Genomic DNA, 16,536 nt, shown 5'->3' with positions numbered 1-16,536 from the left:
TCTAATTTTGTATTAAGACGTTTCTACAATAAGAAAAAAAGATATAGCGTATAGCCCGCTCGAACGCCCAAACTCTAATTAAAAAGGACGTGCAGCAGCAAATTCTTGAATCTCTGATTTCATTTTTGTGAGATAGTCAATATCATCATATCCATTAAGCATATTCTCTTTCTTGTAACTATTAATCTCAAAGGATTCTGACGCTCCAGTAGCTTTGATAGTAATGGTTTGTTCTGGTAAACTTACTTCTATTTCAGTTTTAGGATCTGCTTCGATGGCACTGAAGATTTGTTCTAAAAACTCTGGACTTACCTGAACGGGTAATACCCCAATATTTAAACAATTACCTCTAAAAATATCTGCAAAGAAACTAGAGACTACACATCTAAAACCATAGTCATAAACTGCCCAAGCAGCATGTTCTCTAGAAGACCCTGAACCGAAGTTTTTACCACCCACTAGTATTTTACCACTATAGGTAGGATTATTTAATACAAAATCTTCTTTAGGGGTATCATCATTATGATATCTCCAGTCTCTGAATAAGTTGTCTCCAAAACCTTTACGTTCGGTAGCTTTTAGGAAACGAGCTGGTATGATCTGATCTGTATCTACATTTTCTATTGGTAATGGAACCGCTGTAGATGTTAGTATGTTGAATTTATCGTATGCCATTTTAATTGCGAATTATATCGATTAAGAATTTCGAATTCGATTTATGCTAATGTTTGTTCTTTTAAAAGTGTTCTAGGATCTGTTACGACACCAGTTACTGCAGTGGCAGCAGCCACTAGTGGGCTAGCCAATAAAGTTCTGGATCCTGGTCCTTGTCTTCCTTCAAAATTTCTGTTGGAGGTGCTAACAGCAAGTTTTCCTGCAGGGATTTTATCCGCATTCATTGCTAAACAAGCTGAACATCCAGGTTCTCTAAGTGTAAATCCAGCTTCTTTTATAATGTCTAGTAAACCTTCTTCTTTGATCAGGTCTTCTACTTCATGAGATCCTGGAACTAACCAGGCTGTAATGTTTTCTGCTTTCTTTTTTCCTTTTACAATAGAAGCAAAGGCTCTAAAATCTTCGATTCTACCGTTGGTACAACTTCCTAAGAATACATAATCCACAGGTTTGCCAATCATAGCGTCACCCTCGTTAAAATCCATATATCCTAAAGATTTTTTATAGGTGGCAACACCTCCTTCTACAGCAGATGCATCCGGAATATGATTGGTAATTCCTATTCCCATTCCTGGATTCGTACCATAGGTAATCATAGGTTCTATATCCGCACCATTAAAAGTTAGTTCTTTATCAAAGACTGCATCCTCATCGGTATGAAGTGTTTTCCAATATTCCATAGCAGTATCCCAAGCTTCACCTTTGGGAGTTAGTGGCTTGTCCTTTATATATTCAAATGTTTTGTCATCAGGAGCTACCATTCCACCTCTTGCACCCATTTCGATACTAAGATTACAAACCGTCATACGACCTTCCATGGTCATATTTCTGAAAACATCTCCCGCATATTCTACAAAATAACCTGTGGCACCAGAAGTGGTTAGCTGAGAAATTATATATAAAGCAACATCTTTTGGTGTTACCCCAAAACCAAGATCACCATTTATATTGATCCTCATTTTTTTAGGTTTAGGTTGCATGATACATTGTGTAGATAGCACCATTTCAACCTCTGATGTTCCTATTCCAAAGGCAATAGCTCCGAAAGCTCCATGTGTTGAGGTGTGTGAATCTCCACATACAATAGTAGCACCTGGGAGTGTAATTCCGTTTTCAGGACCTACTACATGAACAATTCCGTTTTTTTTATGTCCTAATCCCCAATGCGAAATACCCCATTCGGCTGCGTTTTCTTCTAAGGCTTTTAGTTGATTCGCAGAAAGCGGATCTTCTACTGGTAAATGTTGATTAATAGTTGGAGTATTATGATCTGCGGTTGCAAATGTGCGTTCTGGATATAAAACTGTATTCCCTCTACTTTTTAATCCTAAAAATGCTACTGGGCTAGTTACTTCATGAATGAAATGACGATCAATAAAAAATACATCGGGTCCATTTTCTATTTTACGAACTACATGGGAATCCCATACCTTATCAAATAATGTCTTACTCATTTTTACGATCTTTTCTGCAATACAATCGATGCATTTAGCATCTTGTTGTTAAAATGTTAAAAAGGAGGTAAATTTACGAGTTATGGAAGATATCAGCTAATAAAATGGTAAAGTAAGGAGTAGTTTTAAACATATCTCAAAATTCGCTTAAATTTTAGATGATTTGATAAAAAAGATAGAGGTTTTGGGAAAAACCAATATTTTTTGTTTTGGTATTTGATTTAAAATCAGGTTGTAAGAAATGATAGGATAAAAAAAATGTTACTTTTTGTTAATTATCCTTTGTAAAGCTAAAAAAGGTTGTATATTTGCCGTCCAATAGCGCGGGATAGAGCAGTAGGCAGCTCGTCGGGCTCATAACCCGAAGGTCGCAGGTTCGAGTCCTGCTCCCGCTACTAGTAACCACTTCATTTTGAAGTGGTTATTTTTATTTTTAGACTTTTTTTGAGTTGTAAAAACTATTTTTTAACAATAGAGCATGGTTTTGGAGCATGGTTTGTGTTACTTTTTAGATCTAAAATTGATCTCATTTTAAAGTGGGGTGCTGTTGATTTATTTTATGTGCTTTTTCAGTTGATGATTTAAGTTGTTGTTTATCAGTTTGTTTTGTTGTTCTGTTTCTTTATTCCTGATTAAGATTTTTGTTTTTGAATAGGACATGGTTTTTTTGCGAACTTCGGGGAGGTATTCATTAGAGTACTGCTTGAGAATATGTAAATTGTTTGAAATTATGGTTTGTAAGGTCAAGAAGGATTAAGGTCAAAAGTTGAATACAGCATAAATATTCTTGTTAATCGAAATGTGAGAACTTTATACTTTTTATGAGATATAAAATTTTGCAAAGATTAGTTTTTACTCTAATAATTTAGTATTCGGTTTGCTGAAATAATATTGGAATAAAAATCTAAGATGATGTTTCTGAAAAATGGTTAAAACCGATTGATGTCTGTTTTTTCAATTTGGAAAAGGAGTAATTTGAATATTGTACAGGAAAATAAGCAGTGTAAATTAATAGGTGTCTCAAGAGTGTTTGAACTTTACATGTTTAATATTTCACTATTCTTATTTTTGGAATTCTTCTTCTACAGATAAACTTAGATTATTTTTTTTAACTTTATATGAAGTAAGGTTTTGAGTTTAAATGATCAAATTATATTACTGAAATTTGATAAGTCAACAGATATATTGGGATGCATTTATAATGTCTTACAATATTATACCACTTTTTAAAGTATCAATATTTAACATATGATTTGGAGATAATAACTAAATTAAAAGTATCTTTAGGGTGATAAAATTCGTAAAGCTTCAAATTAATCTTGTTTTTTCAGATTCACTATTCTTTTATTGCTCTCTTTTTTTCTCGGCAATAGTGCAAAAAACAATTTTAAGGATAACAACGTAGATTTTAGTATTGTTTCCAACGTAGAACAAGTTTTCATAATTGAATATTCCTGTTTGTTTCTCCATCCATATTACGTTAATATGTTATCTCCGAATTATAAGGGGATAGGCTTAAAACAAAAAGTTGATAGTATCAAAAATCAAAAATTTTCAAAAAGAACAAACTCTGAGTTTTCAAAAACATTGAGAAACAAGGTTAACAATTATTTCAAAACAGATTAAATCGACAAGCATACAAATAACAGCATGATCTTTAAAAATATCGTAATACTTGCGGTTTTTTAGCATTAATATTGGTATTGCTTCCGATACAGCTAATGAATATGAAATACCCTATCATACAAAAAGAACATTTTTTTCAGCCATTATGGACATATTAGAATTTTGCGAAAGTTGGGAAAAATGCAAGTCATACATAGAATCCAGATACAATTTTAAGATAATAAATTAAAGAACAATGAATATTATAAAACAAACATTAAATAGAATAATAAATAATAATTACAAAGTAATGAAAGAAGGAACAGTAAAATTTTTCAATACTGCCAAAGGATTTGGCTTTATTAAACTCAAAGATTCTGATGAAGATATTTTTGTACACCAAAGCGGTATTATAGATGAAATTCGTGAGAACGATAACGTAAAATTTACGATGGAAAGAGGTCAAAAGGGAATGAACGCAGTCAATGTTGAATTGATTAAATAACAAGTCCTACCTCTCTAAAAATGTTGAAAAGCCATCTATTGAAGATGGCTTTTTATGTCTTATATCCTATACTGACAATACACTTAAATGTTGAGTATCTAATATCTAATCTCAAATATAATAGAGGTGTTGTGATCGTATGAGAATGCTTAAAAATATGTTCCCAAAGTAAAACTCCGTACAAAAAACAAAAAAATGACAATACAGATAAAACTTTCCTTAATAGCACTGATTTTTTTTACCATTGGCTATTCCCAAGAAATAAATCGAATAGAACAACTAGAGGGAGTGTATCAAGGACGTATTAAAGGAGGTTATTCGTTTTGTTATAAAACCGTATCTGGATTTGATGAGATATTGGTTTTTAATGAAATTTTGTCTGTTATACTTAAAAAATATCCATTACATACGGATAAAAATATTGGAGAAAATTTTATCATCTCGTTTACCAAGGATATAATTATTGAGAAAAAAAAGAGTAGAGAAGTGTCAACCATATTACGCTTACAAAAGCTTGTACCTGGACAATATCTTCGAGAATGATATAAAATCCTAATTCCTACCGTATAAATAAATACCTTACATATAAACGATTACAAATATGAGTACAAAACTATTCATAAAATACATGGTTAGTTTACGATGCAAACTGATGGTCAAAGAAGAGTTAAAAAAACTTGGATTGCATTATTTGGTTTTAGAATTAGGTGTGGTTGAGCTCTTGGAAGATATAACTAAAGACCAACGCCTTGAACTGAAGAAAAATCTAAGTAAATCTGGCTTAGAACTGATGGAAAATAAAAAAAGCATTCTAATTGAAAAGATAAGAAATGTTATTGTTGAAATGATTCATTATACAAATGAAATTCCCAAAGTTAATTATTCTGATTATATAAGTGAAAAAGTTGGTTATAATTACACATATCTAGCAAATATATTTTCAGAAGTGAAGGGAATTACTATTCAGCAATTCATCATTATCCACAAAATAGAAAAAGTTAAAGAATTACTTATTTATGATGAACTAAATCTTACAGAAATAGCTTATAAACTTCATTATAGTAGTGTTGCTCACTTATCTAATCAATTTAAAAAAATCACAGGTTTAACACCCACTTTTTATAAAAAACTGAAGGAAAAACGTAAACAAAGTCTAGAGGATTTATGATAAATAAACATAAATTCATATAGCTTGTTCGATGTTCAAAATGTTTGATACTGCAGAAAAGTGTGATATATGTAATGTAGGCTTAAACTAGTGTAACACATTAAAGTATTAATTAACTGAATTTCGTATCCATAACGAACTCTTTTTTATAGATGAAGAGGTATTCATTATCTAAAAACAAAAACCATGGCAAAAGGAAAAGAAGGTAAATCTAAGTTAGGTAAAAAAGCACCTGTAAAAAGTTTGAAAGAAAAGAGAGCTGCAAAAGCTGCAAAAAGAAAGGAGAAACGGAGCGAGGAATAATTAGTAAATACAAATCGTTGCTGACGTATTCTAATTTAACATTAATCATCCATAATATCTTTTATGAAGAATAAAGAACTAGAAAAATCCTATAAGTATAAATTGGTTGATACCATTGATTATGTGCCTGGATCTGTGGTGATGAAAACAATTCTAAAGAAAAACACGGGAATAGTAGCCATATCATCATTTGATAAGGGAGAAGTCTTGACTTTTACAACTTCTCCTTTTGACAATTTTATTCAAATTATTGATGGGGAAGCTGAGATTATTATTAATGAAGAATCAAATATTGTTGAAACAGGTCACGCAATTATTATCCCTGCTCATGCAATAAATATAATGATGGCAAATAAACGATTTAAAATGATATCGATTATCATTAAAAGTGGTTATGAAGATGTAAGTATCTAAAATTTGAAAATAAAGTATATGGAAAGGCAAGAAAGTAAATTCAAACCGGGCGATACCGTTTATGCCAAAGTAAACCCTGAAGTCAAATTGGTCGTACGGTTATATTACCGGCGAATATACTATTGTACGTTTGCTGAAGATCCTAAGAAAAAGGAAGTAGTATTTTTTGAAAGAGAGCTTGTTCAATGAATGTTAAAAATAATAAAAATTAAGAATTAAATGACATACATATAAATGACAAAAAAAATACACATAGCAAAAAAGCAAAGTTTTCATTTCAATATCCCGAAAAGTAAACCGAAGATTGCTTACTTCATATTGGCACATCGTTTCCCTAAACAATTCAGACGATTATTTAAGACAATTTATCACCCAGGAAATCACTACTTAATCCATATTGATCAAGAATCCGATGCTTCTACTAAAAAGGGTATTAAAGCTTTTTTAGAAGATTATTCTAATGCTTATATTTTAAGAAGTGAGAATGTAGTGTGTGGAGGATACAGTCGAGTACAGTCTGAAATTAATGGAATGAAGTATCTCTTAAAACGTTGTCTCAAATGGGATTTTTTTATTAATCTAAGCGATCAGGATTTTCCTTTGAAATCTAACAATTTTATATTTGATTTTTTGGGCAAGAACATCGGTAAAAACTTCATGAAGATTGCTAATCAGATTAGAGATCGCCCAGATACGATGAATCGAATTGAAAACTATTTTCACGAAACTGATATTGGTTTTTCGGGCATACCTTATCAAAGATCCTTCATGAAAAATGTAACCCCATATATAGGAGGGCAATGGATGATCTTGACTAGGACTTGCTGTGAATTTATCTGCTATAACCCTGAAGTAAAAAAATTTGAAGATTTCTATCACAATATATGGTTGGCAGATGAATCATTTTTTCAAACAGTACTAATGAATACTTCATTCAAAGAAACAATCGTAAATGATGATAAAAGAGCTATTATATGGATGTCTGACGAAGGGATGAAATTGAAACCTAAAACTTTGACTGGATCAGATATTGACTTTTTGATGCAAGGAGACAACTTATTCGCCCGAGAATTTGATGAGAATATTGATGTGTTGGTATTGGATTTTTTGGAAGAATCTATAAAAGCAGATCCAATACTAAACAATTCTATTAATATAGATTTTAATCTTATTCCAACTCATAATATGGATACAAAAAAAAGTGTCGTATTAAGCCCAGAAACAATTATAAATCCTCCTACTCAATTAAGAAAACTTAATGGCAATAAATAAATAGTAAAATGGCTAAAATGAATATTACGAGAAGTTGGAGGGAGCAAAAGGTGATGCTAAAACGAAGGTTTTCTTTTCTATCGGACGGGGATTTTGATTTTAAAGATGGACAAAAAGAAGCAATGCTTGATAATCTTGCTGTTAAACTTAAAAAAACAAGAACAGAGCTAGAAGTACTTTTTGCTGAATTACAAACCTATTGAATTATACTTAACAAAAATAATCATGCATAAATTTAAAATACAACCTCTTTCTGATAGGGTGCTTGTAAAAGCAGACATCGCAGAAGAAAAATCAAAAGGAGGTATCATTATACCGGATACTGCTAAGGAGAAATCTCAAAAAGGTATCGTACTAGCCGTCGGAAAGGGAAAGAAAGATGAACCCATGACCGTAAAAATTGGTGATGCCGTATTATATGATAAATATTCGGGCACAGAAATTACGGTTGAAGGAATTGATGCACTTATTATGAAAGAGTCAGATATCTTTGGTATTATTCGGCCAGTCAGATTAGAACTCATATAAAAAGATTTAACAAATATATGTTGAAACTAAGATGATGAGTTATGTATAGATATGAAGATTAACAAATCGGTATATCCTAAAGATAAAAGGGAGTTTTGTCAGGGTATTTTAAAAACAGTTGATTGTACATAAGACTCTTCTAAAATGGCATAGTGAGCATATTTTTTATTTTTTTCTACTGCCCAACCAATATTGCCATAGTCAAAATGCCAATATTCTTTATGATCACACACAAAATCTTCATTCTCGAAAAGTTTCATAAGTAGCTTACGGTTTTTCCTTGCTTCCTCACTAATGCTAGGATGTTTGGGGTAACATTTTTCATTTAAATCTATATGTAGGCCATCGTTAGTTCCGAAATCCAGGACACATTTCTTTCGCAAATCATAAATCAAAGCATCAACCGCGCCTCCAGTTGAATGGGTAGATTGTTTTCTTGGGGCGATAAACCTTGATACTAGCTCATTAATTTCTTCTGCGTTTTTTTTTGGATATTTCTTTTTCATAAAACTTGCTTTTCGCTCCCATAGTTTCTGCTGATGCTCAAATGATCTCCAGGCAGATCTAATAATTAACCTTTTGTCCTGATCATCCAGAAGCTTACTTATTCGACCTATTTTTTCGTAGACCTCTTTTCTAACTAAATAACGATAGTTTTTTTGAATGGACTTTTCGAATATTAAATTAAAATTAGAATCCTGAAGACTTATCAATGGGCTTAGATCATCTTTGATAGTCATAATGGCTGCTTTCTTTTTGTGCGACCTATTTTTCTCTTCGACTACAAGACAATAATCTTTTGCGCTTATTGGAGTCTTGATGTTTTTAAAAATATAGGGTGAATTCATAGCGGTAACTAATGCTCCATATTTTAATGTAAATGACACCTCGTCTCCAACTTTTAAGTCTTCTTTTTTGGCATTGATTATAATGTGATCCCCACCCGCTCCTAGGATTTCAATATTTAATTTTGGGGTTAATCCATTCACCATTACATCTTGAACCCCCATGGCTAAGATAGCTCGTTTTATCATGCCTTGGTCTTTTAAATTTGGTTTGTTACCAAAAGCGTTAAGACCAATTTCGCCATCTGGTACTGATGATTTGTTTTTCAGTTCGATAACCTTGGCTGTCAACATAAAGGCGTCTTGATAAAGTTTTGGAATCGGCTTTCCGCTTAAAGGTTCATAACCTAAAAATATAGACTCTCCAAGTCTCAAATTATTAATCTTGCCTAAATCTTTTGTAGTATTAAACCAATTATAATTAGCTGAGTTCCCTCCTGAGATTATAGATAGCTTTATGTTGAACTTCTTCTCAATACTATTAGCAATAGAGGATAGTATGTCCATTTTTTCCGCGGTGGGTTTAACTCCGGAAAAGCAGGCAAGATTTGTACCTATACCTTCAAGTTTAATACCTTTTAGAGTTAGTACCTTTTTGATAGTGTTTTCCAATTGTAACGGTAATATTCCTTCACGTAAATCTCCTAATTCTACCATTAGTATAATTTTATGGATCTTACGGTGTAGGATAGCATATTCTGAAAGTTTTTTTATTACAGATAATTCCGAGTTTAAACTCATATCAGTATCTAATACTACTGATTCCGTTTGACTGATCATTGGAGTTCTAATCAACAGGAAATTTGCTTTGACTCCAGCAATACGCATTTTTTTGATATTTGATATTCTGGAGTCAGCAAGAATTTTAATCCCGCTCTTTACCAAAATATTAGCAATATGAGGATCCGCACAAACTCCTTTAGTAACAGCAATGATATCTATACCTTTTGACCGAAAAAGGGAACTTAAACCCTTAGCGTTATTAGCAATTTTGTTAAGATTAATATCTATTCTTGGGGTTGGCATAGTAGTGGATTGATACGATTTAAATCAGGAAATATTTCTTAAAGTTTTTCTACCAATTTACCACAGTCGTTTTTTAGGACATCAGTAACAGGTAATTGATATTTTACTTCATAAGCCTTTGTTATATTTTCAACTTCTTCGTCAATCATATCTTCGTGATTGCAATTACCTTAGACCCAGTGAAGGTTTCTAACATTTTTATTTCACTCTCAAGTGTTGGCATTAGAATATCTGGAAAATCACACCTGTTGCGCCTTTTTGGTGGATGTTGAAGGACAATAGCCTTAGGCATAGCACCTTTTAGGGTAGCACTTGAAGAGGTAAATGCCGGATGGCTCAGTGCTCCTTGTCCTTCCACTACAATAATATCGGGTTGTTCCTTGATTGCTTCCAGAACAGCATTTTCAACTTCTCCGTTTGCAAAACCAGAGCTTAGTACATCTATGGCAATACCATATTTGGAACCTTGAAGTATTCCTGTCTGACCTGTAGTTATGAAGATCGCATTTAAACCTATTTTCTTTAGGGCTTCTACTAGCTTAAGTGCTGTAGTTCGCTTACCAACCGCACAATCTGTACCAAATACTGTTATGACAGGAGTTTGAACGTCTCTGATTTGCCCTGTAAAATTATGAAGGTTTTCTTTTGAAGGTGGTTTTCTTACATCAAAAATAGATACATTGTATTTATTTGCAAGCTCTATACAAACTGGATCATCCGAAAGAAACTCTGGTAGTCCATTTACAATATGCATTCCAGATTTAATGGCTGTGTAAATAACTTTTTTCTCTTCATTATTAAGTAATGGTGCGAGTGGAGCAATCCCATAGATAAAGTATTTTGGAACGCTATCTAATATCTCAATCGCTTTGTTAAAATTTTGGAATATTGGTATCTCATTTTTAATTCCATCCAAATACTCTCCGGCATCAAGACCTGATTTAGCGCTATCTATAATCCCAACGATTTTATACTTTCCAGAATGCCTGACAAGACCATTTGCGACTTTACCATCTAATTTGCCAAATTCATTTTCGCAATAAACTATTGCTGATGTTTTCATAATTTGTGCGATTTAAGATAAAAAATAGATTTTGGAATAGTTTAACTTCCCACCAATGCTCTGGCGGTCAAACCTAATTCCCATCTATCGGGGTCATTTTGAAATCCACAGTAATAAACTCCATTAATATATCTTCGAACGATAAGAGAAATATTAGGATTGATTTTAGTGAATACGGTATCTCCTATTTTGTATTTACCAATTACCTTATTATCAAGTTTCATATCTACTATATTATAATTTTTTAATACCTCTTTAATAAAATTTGATCCTTCTAATCTTATTCTTAGAGTTGTTAAGTTTCTTTAAATTCCGGAGATCATACTTGGAGGATCATAATCGCCGGAACCTAAAGTTTTATTAGTAAATTACTAATAAAAAGAAACAGAAAAATGGTTGTAAGAGAATTGTCTTTTTACAAAACCTATTCTAACAATTATTTTTTACTATTTTTTGAATAATAGTCTTTCTTTAAAAAAGAATCATAATTTAAAATGTAAATATCTTTATAATTAATTAATTAAAGGTTGTATAATAAGAGTTGAATGTTACATAAATCACAGTTTTGGTACTATTTGATATTATTATAGGAAAAGTAATAAAATTTAAGATTTCAGAACATGGTTTATAATCACTTATATGTTTTATTTACTACGTTTTTGTCTAAAATGTTTAAAAACCTATTGATTTATTAACATAATATTTGGAATTATAAGCATTTCAGTACTGCGTTTTTGCTTCTAGAAAGAAATATAAACCATGCTCCGTTTTGGAGCATGGTTTTTTAGTACGGAATTGTTGTTAAATGTATCGGTTTGCATGCTCCAAAAAAATATAAAAAACTCTGATACAAAGTGTTGTGGTTTTTTTGATCTGTCCTCATAACCCGAAGGTCACAGGTTCGAGTCCTGTTCCCGCTACTAGGAAAAAGCTTCAGAAATAATCTGAAGCTTTTTTTATTCTCAAAATTAGATGTGCAGTATTTTGGTTTTCTTCGTATAAGCTCACATAAAATTCAAAAAACATAACACATTCATGATAAATGTCATATTTATCGGATTCTACAGGAATTACTTTTGGAGTATATTTTAAAGTAATGCCTATGAAAACAAATATTCAGTTCGTGCAGATGCCAACCAGTGAAACTATGGAGGGTTATGTTCATGAAAAATTAGAAAAACTCTACAGGAAATACGATTGGATTATTAAATCCGATGTTTTTTTCAAAAAAGAAAATGATCCCAAAGGAAAAGGGAAAATTTGTAATATAGAACTAAGTATTCCTGGTCCTAGAATTTATGCTACTTCCAATGAAAATAATTTTGAAATGGCATTTAAAGAAACTATTAAGGATATCGAGACACTGCTGAAGAAAAAGAAGCAGGAGATGAAACCATATCATTAGTACCATTTACAAATTTGATAATATTCGATTCTAAAGGGTGCTATCAATCAATATACTTATCTAGTGATGCTCTATGAATTTATTTATAAATCCATACATATAAACCCATGAAATAAGGCATAACAATTAAGTTGATATTCACCAATATGATTAGATGGCCATTCCGTCTAACCATTAAAAAACAACAAAAATATAAACAGATGAAAAAAATTCTTGTCCCGGTAGATTTTTCGGAATATTCCGAATACGCTTTAGAAGCGGCGGCTATTATTGCTAAAAAATTAAACTCAGAAATTATCGTATTACATATGCTTGGTTTATCAGAAGCCATTCTTACCAAAGATGAAAGTCAAGAAGTAGCAGAAGCTATGTATTATATGAAACTAGCAGAAAAAAGATTTAGCACTTTTTTAGACAAACCGTATTTAGAAGGAATTAAAGTTTCAGAAACGGTTCAGAACTATAAAATCTTTAGCGAGGTAAATAAAGTGGCTAAAGAATATGATGCAGATCTCATCGTAATGGGATCACACGGAACAAGTGGAATGAGCGAAGACATATTCGTCGGTTCGAATACAGAGAAAGTTGTACGAACTTCTGATGTACCCGTATTGGTAATTAAGCAAGCGGTCACAGATTTTAAGATACAAGAAGTGGTTTTTGCATGCGATTTCAAAATAGAAAATATTCGTCCTTATGTAAATGCAATTAATTTGTTCGAATCTTTTGGAGCTAAAATACACCTATTGTATATTAATCTTCCTGGAGATAGTTTTAGAAGCTCTGACCAAATAGAAGAAAGGGTGAAAGAGTTTTTGTTTAAAGCTGATGCTGGAAGTATTGATAGGTTTAAGGACGTTGTTTTTTATAATGATTATACCGTAGAAAATGGTATTTACAAGTATAGTAATCAGGTAGATGCCGATGTGATTGCTATTCCAACTCATGGAAGAAAAGGACTTTCTCACTTTTTTAATGGAAGTATCGGAGAGGATATAGCAAATCATGCTAATAGACCTGTGATTACATTTAGAATTTAAAGCACATATAAAATAAGTTGAGTTTGTATCAAAACGGTTGACAAATAGTCAACCGTTATTTTTTTATCCATTATTGGAAGTATATAAATTTTCTTTCCTAGTATATTAATTGGTACACTAGAACTGTTTTCAATCTAATGAAAACTGCTAGTTACCTATCATAGGAATGTCTTTATAATTCCTAATTAAATGCATAACCGTTGTTATTGGAATTTGGATACTATACGTTCCAGTGTAGGATGGGCAAATAATGCAATCATCAAAATAGTAAGTGATAGTTTCGTCATTGATCACAAAATTGTTTTTATAAGCATTGAAATCTGATTCGGAGATTTCCCAACAGTCGTAATACATTTCTCCAGAATGGATAGATGCTTTTATTTCATCATTCAGAATACTCAATAATTCTTTTTCAGAGCCTAGATCAAAGAAGTCATTGTAATATATAAATTGATGTGTATCCATTTCATAATTAAGACATTCAAACATATACGTAGAATGTTTCATACCCGAATAATAGTTTTCTTTATAAATAACTACACTGACTAAGTCGTTTTTGGCATTGTATATTTTGTAATCGATCAATCTTTTATCCATACATCGTGCTATTTGCATACTGTCGCAAAAGATTACCTTATCCTCCATGATTTCATTTTCAGTAGCTTCAATGTTTAAATAAGTTTCACTTATATAAGTGTTAAAGACAGCATACCCTTTATTAATGTCTTCGTTCAGATATGGATAGGTATAATCCAAAATATAATAATCTTCTGCCTTGTATAATTTTTTATTAATAACTAAATCTTGCAGCTGTGCTTTATCATCGGGAGCAGTAATTAATTTTTTTCTTTTGATTGCCTTCGTTTTTTCTTGGTGCATTTCTAGATTTTCTTCAGAAAAAACAGCTATAGAATCGATATCATCACTATTTGTATCATGATTAGTAGCTTTTGTATGAGAAGGTTCGGGATGAGAAGATGCTTTAGGTTTACAACCTATAGTACATATAATCAGGATAAGAATTAAATATTTCATAAGTATAATTTTATAGTATCAATGTATATCGGATATGCTAGAATAAAAATGACTTTTATCATCTTAATTATCGAACAGATTTTAAAAACAAAAAAGAGTGAACCTTAATAAAAGCTCACTCTTTTTTCAAGTTTATTAATAATGTAAATTAAAAGAGAGTATTGATAAGAATAATTAATGAGTTTATTGCTAAGCTGGTGATCAAAAGATCTAATACCAATTTTGGTTTTTGTACGGTTAATATAGCTGCATTATGAGCACTACAAATCGCTACACTTAGAAATACCGTAAACATTTCTATAGCGCCATGACCACCCATTAAAGTAGACATAATTGCTACAGAACCTAGACAGGTGGAAGCGATAATTGCTAAAGCAGAATATCCAATGTAATTTTCAGAAAAGTCGGTGTTTATTTTTGCATATAGTGTCATAATAATTTGGTTTTTAATTTGTTGTAAAGGTATGTCAGGTCTCAGAACTGAAATATGATATTTGTCAGTAATGGAAAAAAAAGATTAGTTCTCAAAAAGCAATTTTAATTTACCAAGCATCATTAATTCAGATTTATTTTTTCCAGAGAAAGCACTAGCAATGGCATTACAGGTGGACCATATAAGTTCTTTGATCTGATTAGAAAACATGGAAGTGTATTCCGTATAAAAGTTTTGGAACTCCTCAAAACAGTCTTCTGCATTAGGTGTTTCATAATCTAACCAATCAAAAACAATTTCTATTTGAAACGCTGCATCTATTCCAAATTCATCTTCGAGATCACCTAGTGGCAACCATTCTGATTGTACAATCTTATGCAAAGATTCATATTCGGAAACGCGTACTACCTTGTCGGATGCAGCAATGGCATAAAATAGTTTACCTAAGCTTTGATACAATGCTACTCCAATATTTTGTGTTGTATTCATGGTGTATTTTTTTAATGTTGAAGTAAAAGTAATAGGTGTTACGGAGAAAAATTATGACATAAATCAGGTTGCTGTTTTTTTGTGTAAATTTGTGGATACACCCAAAAAAACAACCTCCATTTATATGTCATTAACCGGTGATAACACTTTTGATATTCTTTCTGAAGCGATTTCTGAAGGAGTAATTATTGTAGATGAAAATCAAATGATTGTTGCCACAAATAGTGCTTCAGAACAAATTTTCGGTTATGAAAAAGGAGAGCTTAAAGGACAATCGCTAAATATTCTGATTCCACAGCAATATAGAGGAAATCATGGAGGACATTTCCAAAGCTTTATGAAACATAGTCAAAAACGGCAAATGGGAATTGGGAGAGATATTCATGGAGTAAAAAAGAATGGAGATACCTTTCCTGTAGAAGCAGGATTAAGCCCTTTTCAGATATATGATAAAACATTTGTCATGGCATTGGTAATGGATATCACAGAACGCAAAAACTATACAGAAAAACTGGAAAGCACCGTAAAAGAGCGGACTAAACAGTTACAGGAAGCTTTAGAGAAAGAAAAGGAACTAAATGAGTTAAAAACAAAGTTTTTATCATTAGTATCACACGAATTCAAAACCCCTTTAAGTGGTATACTAACTTCTACTACTTTGATCGGTAAATACCAAAAAACAGAACAACAAGAAAAGCGAGAAAAACACCTTCATACTATTAAAAGTAAGGTGAAGTACCTAGATAATATCTTAACAGATTTTTTGTCTATAGAACGGCTAGATAGTGGAAAAGTAAATTATAAATTTTCCACTTTTCCTTTGAGCAAAGTAATTAACGAAGTAGTCTACGATGCCAATATGCTGCTAAAAGATGGACAAAAGATCAATTATCCTCAGGACATTGATGAATATACCTTAGAGTTTGATGAAAAAATATTGGAGTTAACACTAACCAATTTAATAGGAAATGCGATCAAATATTCTGGAGAAGGTACTATCATAGATTTGCAGGCTTATCCAGAAAAAGAGACCTTCGTTTTTAAGGTAATTGATCAAGGTATCGGGATCCCAGAAAAAGAACAAAAGTTTATCTTTAACAGATATTTTAGAGCAGAAAATGCATTATTGGATCAAGGGACTGGCATAGGACTAAATATTGTAAAAAGTCATATAGAAAATCTTGGAGGTTCTATTACTTTTTTAAGTGTAGAAAATCAAGGTACTACCTTTACCGTTACAATTCCTACAACTATAACAGCAATACACAAATAACTA

General features: G+C 31.7%; 18 protein-coding genes and 1 tRNA gene. 11 read left to right on the top strand and 8 right to left on the bottom strand.

The features are described 5' to 3' along the window. Positions 1-78: 78 nt before the first annotated feature. A complete protein-coding gene (leuD, locus tag ACWNT5_RS13800; RefSeq protein ID WP_299898368.1) occupies positions 79-675 on the bottom strand; it encodes a 3-isopropylmalate dehydratase small subunit in 597 nt (198 codons plus the stop codon). 41 nt (positions 676-716) lie between these two features. Next, on the bottom strand, positions 717-2,129 hold the full coding sequence (leuC, locus tag ACWNT5_RS13795) for a 3-isopropylmalate dehydratase large subunit (protein WP_456517649.1): 1,413 nt from the start codon (positions 2,127-2,129) through the stop codon (positions 717-719). A 322-nt stretch (positions 2,130-2,451) separates the two neighbouring features. Here leuC and ACWNT5_RS13790 point away from each other — a divergent pair. The 8 genes from ACWNT5_RS13790 (at position 2,452) to ACWNT5_RS13755 (ending at position 7,924) form a co-directional block, all read left to right on the top strand. Then, positions 2,452-2,524: transfer RNA gene (locus tag ACWNT5_RS13790), tRNA-Met, on the top strand. A gap of 1,466 nt (positions 2,525-3,990) precedes the next feature. Beyond that, entirely contained in the window at positions 3,991-4,239 is a 249-nt protein-coding gene (locus tag ACWNT5_RS13785) for a cold-shock protein (RefSeq protein WP_343909296.1), read from the top strand. Between the two features lie 195 nt (positions 4,240-4,434). Beyond that, positions 4,435-4,782, top strand: a complete 348-nt coding sequence (locus tag ACWNT5_RS13780) for a hypothetical protein (RefSeq protein ID WP_299605903.1) — start codon at positions 4,435-4,437, stop codon at positions 4,780-4,782. A gap of 85 nt (positions 4,783-4,867) precedes the next feature. Then, entirely contained in the window at positions 4,868-5,407 is a 540-nt protein-coding gene (locus tag ACWNT5_RS13775) for a helix-turn-helix domain-containing protein (protein ID WP_299606361.1), read from the top strand. A 366-nt stretch (positions 5,408-5,773) separates the two neighbouring features. Then, positions 5,774-6,124, top strand: coding sequence for a cupin domain-containing protein (locus ACWNT5_RS13770; RefSeq protein ID WP_299605906.1), 351 nt, complete (start codon positions 5,774-5,776; stop codon positions 6,122-6,124). A gap of 234 nt (positions 6,125-6,358) precedes the next feature. Then, positions 6,359-7,396 (top strand): beta-1,6-N-acetylglucosaminyltransferase, encoded by a 1,038-nt coding sequence (locus ACWNT5_RS13765; protein WP_299605908.1) that lies wholly within the window; start codon positions 6,359-6,361, stop codon positions 7,394-7,396. Between the two features lie 17 nt (positions 7,397-7,413). Next, positions 7,414-7,599: a hypothetical protein gene (locus tag ACWNT5_RS13760; protein ID WP_299605910.1), complete on the top strand. Its 186-nt coding sequence runs from the start codon at positions 7,414-7,416 to the stop codon at positions 7,597-7,599. A 22-nt stretch (positions 7,600-7,621) separates the two neighbouring features. Then, positions 7,622-7,924 carry a co-chaperone GroES gene (locus ACWNT5_RS13755; protein WP_299605912.1) on the top strand — a complete coding sequence of 101 codons (303 nt, stop codon included), beginning with the start codon at positions 7,622-7,624 and terminating at the stop codon, positions 7,922-7,924. Positions 7,925-8,022: 98 nt separating this feature from the next. Here the strand turns inward: ACWNT5_RS13755 and ACWNT5_RS13750 are convergent, their stop codons facing one another. From ACWNT5_RS13750 to ACWNT5_RS13740, 3 genes are all read right to left on the bottom strand, one after another. Beyond that, positions 8,023-9,795, bottom strand: a complete 1,773-nt coding sequence (locus ACWNT5_RS13750; RefSeq protein ID WP_456517648.1) for an alanine racemase — start codon at positions 9,793-9,795, stop codon at positions 8,023-8,025. 145 nt (positions 9,796-9,940) lie between these two features. After that, on the bottom strand, positions 9,941-10,858 hold the full coding sequence (locus ACWNT5_RS13745) for a DUF1611 domain-containing protein (RefSeq protein ID WP_299605917.1): 918 nt from the start codon (positions 10,856-10,858) through the stop codon (positions 9,941-9,943). 41 nt (positions 10,859-10,899) lie between these two features. Next, on the bottom strand, positions 10,900-11,082 hold the full coding sequence (locus ACWNT5_RS13740; RefSeq protein WP_140592049.1) for a hypothetical protein: 183 nt from the start codon (positions 11,080-11,082) through the stop codon (positions 10,900-10,902). Positions 11,083-11,960: 878 nt separating this feature from the next. On the opposite strand from ACWNT5_RS13740, the gene ACWNT5_RS13735 reads away from it, so the two are divergent. Beyond that, positions 11,961-12,263, top strand: a complete 303-nt coding sequence (locus ACWNT5_RS13735) for an HPF/RaiA family ribosome-associated protein (RefSeq protein WP_456517769.1) — start codon at positions 11,961-11,963, stop codon at positions 12,261-12,263. A gap of 200 nt (positions 12,264-12,463) precedes the next feature. Continuing rightward, the gene (locus tag ACWNT5_RS13730; RefSeq protein ID WP_456517647.1) at positions 12,464-13,303 is read left to right on the top strand and encodes a universal stress protein; all 840 of its coding nucleotides are present in this window, start codon (positions 12,464-12,466) and stop codon (positions 13,301-13,303) included. Positions 13,304-13,450: 147 nt separating this feature from the next. Here ACWNT5_RS13730 and ACWNT5_RS13725 read toward each other — a convergent pair whose 3' ends face one another. The 3 genes from ACWNT5_RS13725 to ACWNT5_RS13715 all read right to left on the bottom strand — a co-directional run bounded on the left by ACWNT5_RS13725 (position 13,451) and on the right by ACWNT5_RS13715 (position 15,260). Beyond that, complete coding sequence (locus ACWNT5_RS13725) at positions 13,451-14,338, bottom strand: RsiV family protein (protein WP_456517646.1); 888 nt, start codon at positions 14,336-14,338, stop codon at positions 13,451-13,453. A gap of 148 nt (positions 14,339-14,486) precedes the next feature. Then, a complete protein-coding gene (locus ACWNT5_RS13720) occupies positions 14,487-14,771 on the bottom strand; it encodes a hypothetical protein (protein WP_456517645.1) in 285 nt (94 codons plus the stop codon). Positions 14,772-14,855: 84 nt separating this feature from the next. Continuing rightward, positions 14,856-15,260, bottom strand: coding sequence for a hypothetical protein (locus ACWNT5_RS13715; RefSeq protein ID WP_456517644.1), 405 nt, complete (start codon positions 15,258-15,260; stop codon positions 14,856-14,858). A gap of 124 nt (positions 15,261-15,384) precedes the next feature. Between ACWNT5_RS13715 and ACWNT5_RS13710 the strand changes: the two genes are divergently transcribed. Further along, the gene (locus ACWNT5_RS13710; RefSeq protein ID WP_456517643.1) at positions 15,385-16,533 is read left to right on the top strand and encodes a PAS domain-containing sensor histidine kinase; all 1,149 of its coding nucleotides are present in this window, start codon (positions 15,385-15,387) and stop codon (positions 16,531-16,533) included. Positions 16,534-16,536 lie beyond the last annotated feature (3 nt).

It is taken from the genome of Aquimarina sp. 433, from assembly GCF_054054605.1.
Note: the sequence above shows the minus strand (reverse complement) of the source record. Positions and strands in the feature narration are given on the sequence as shown.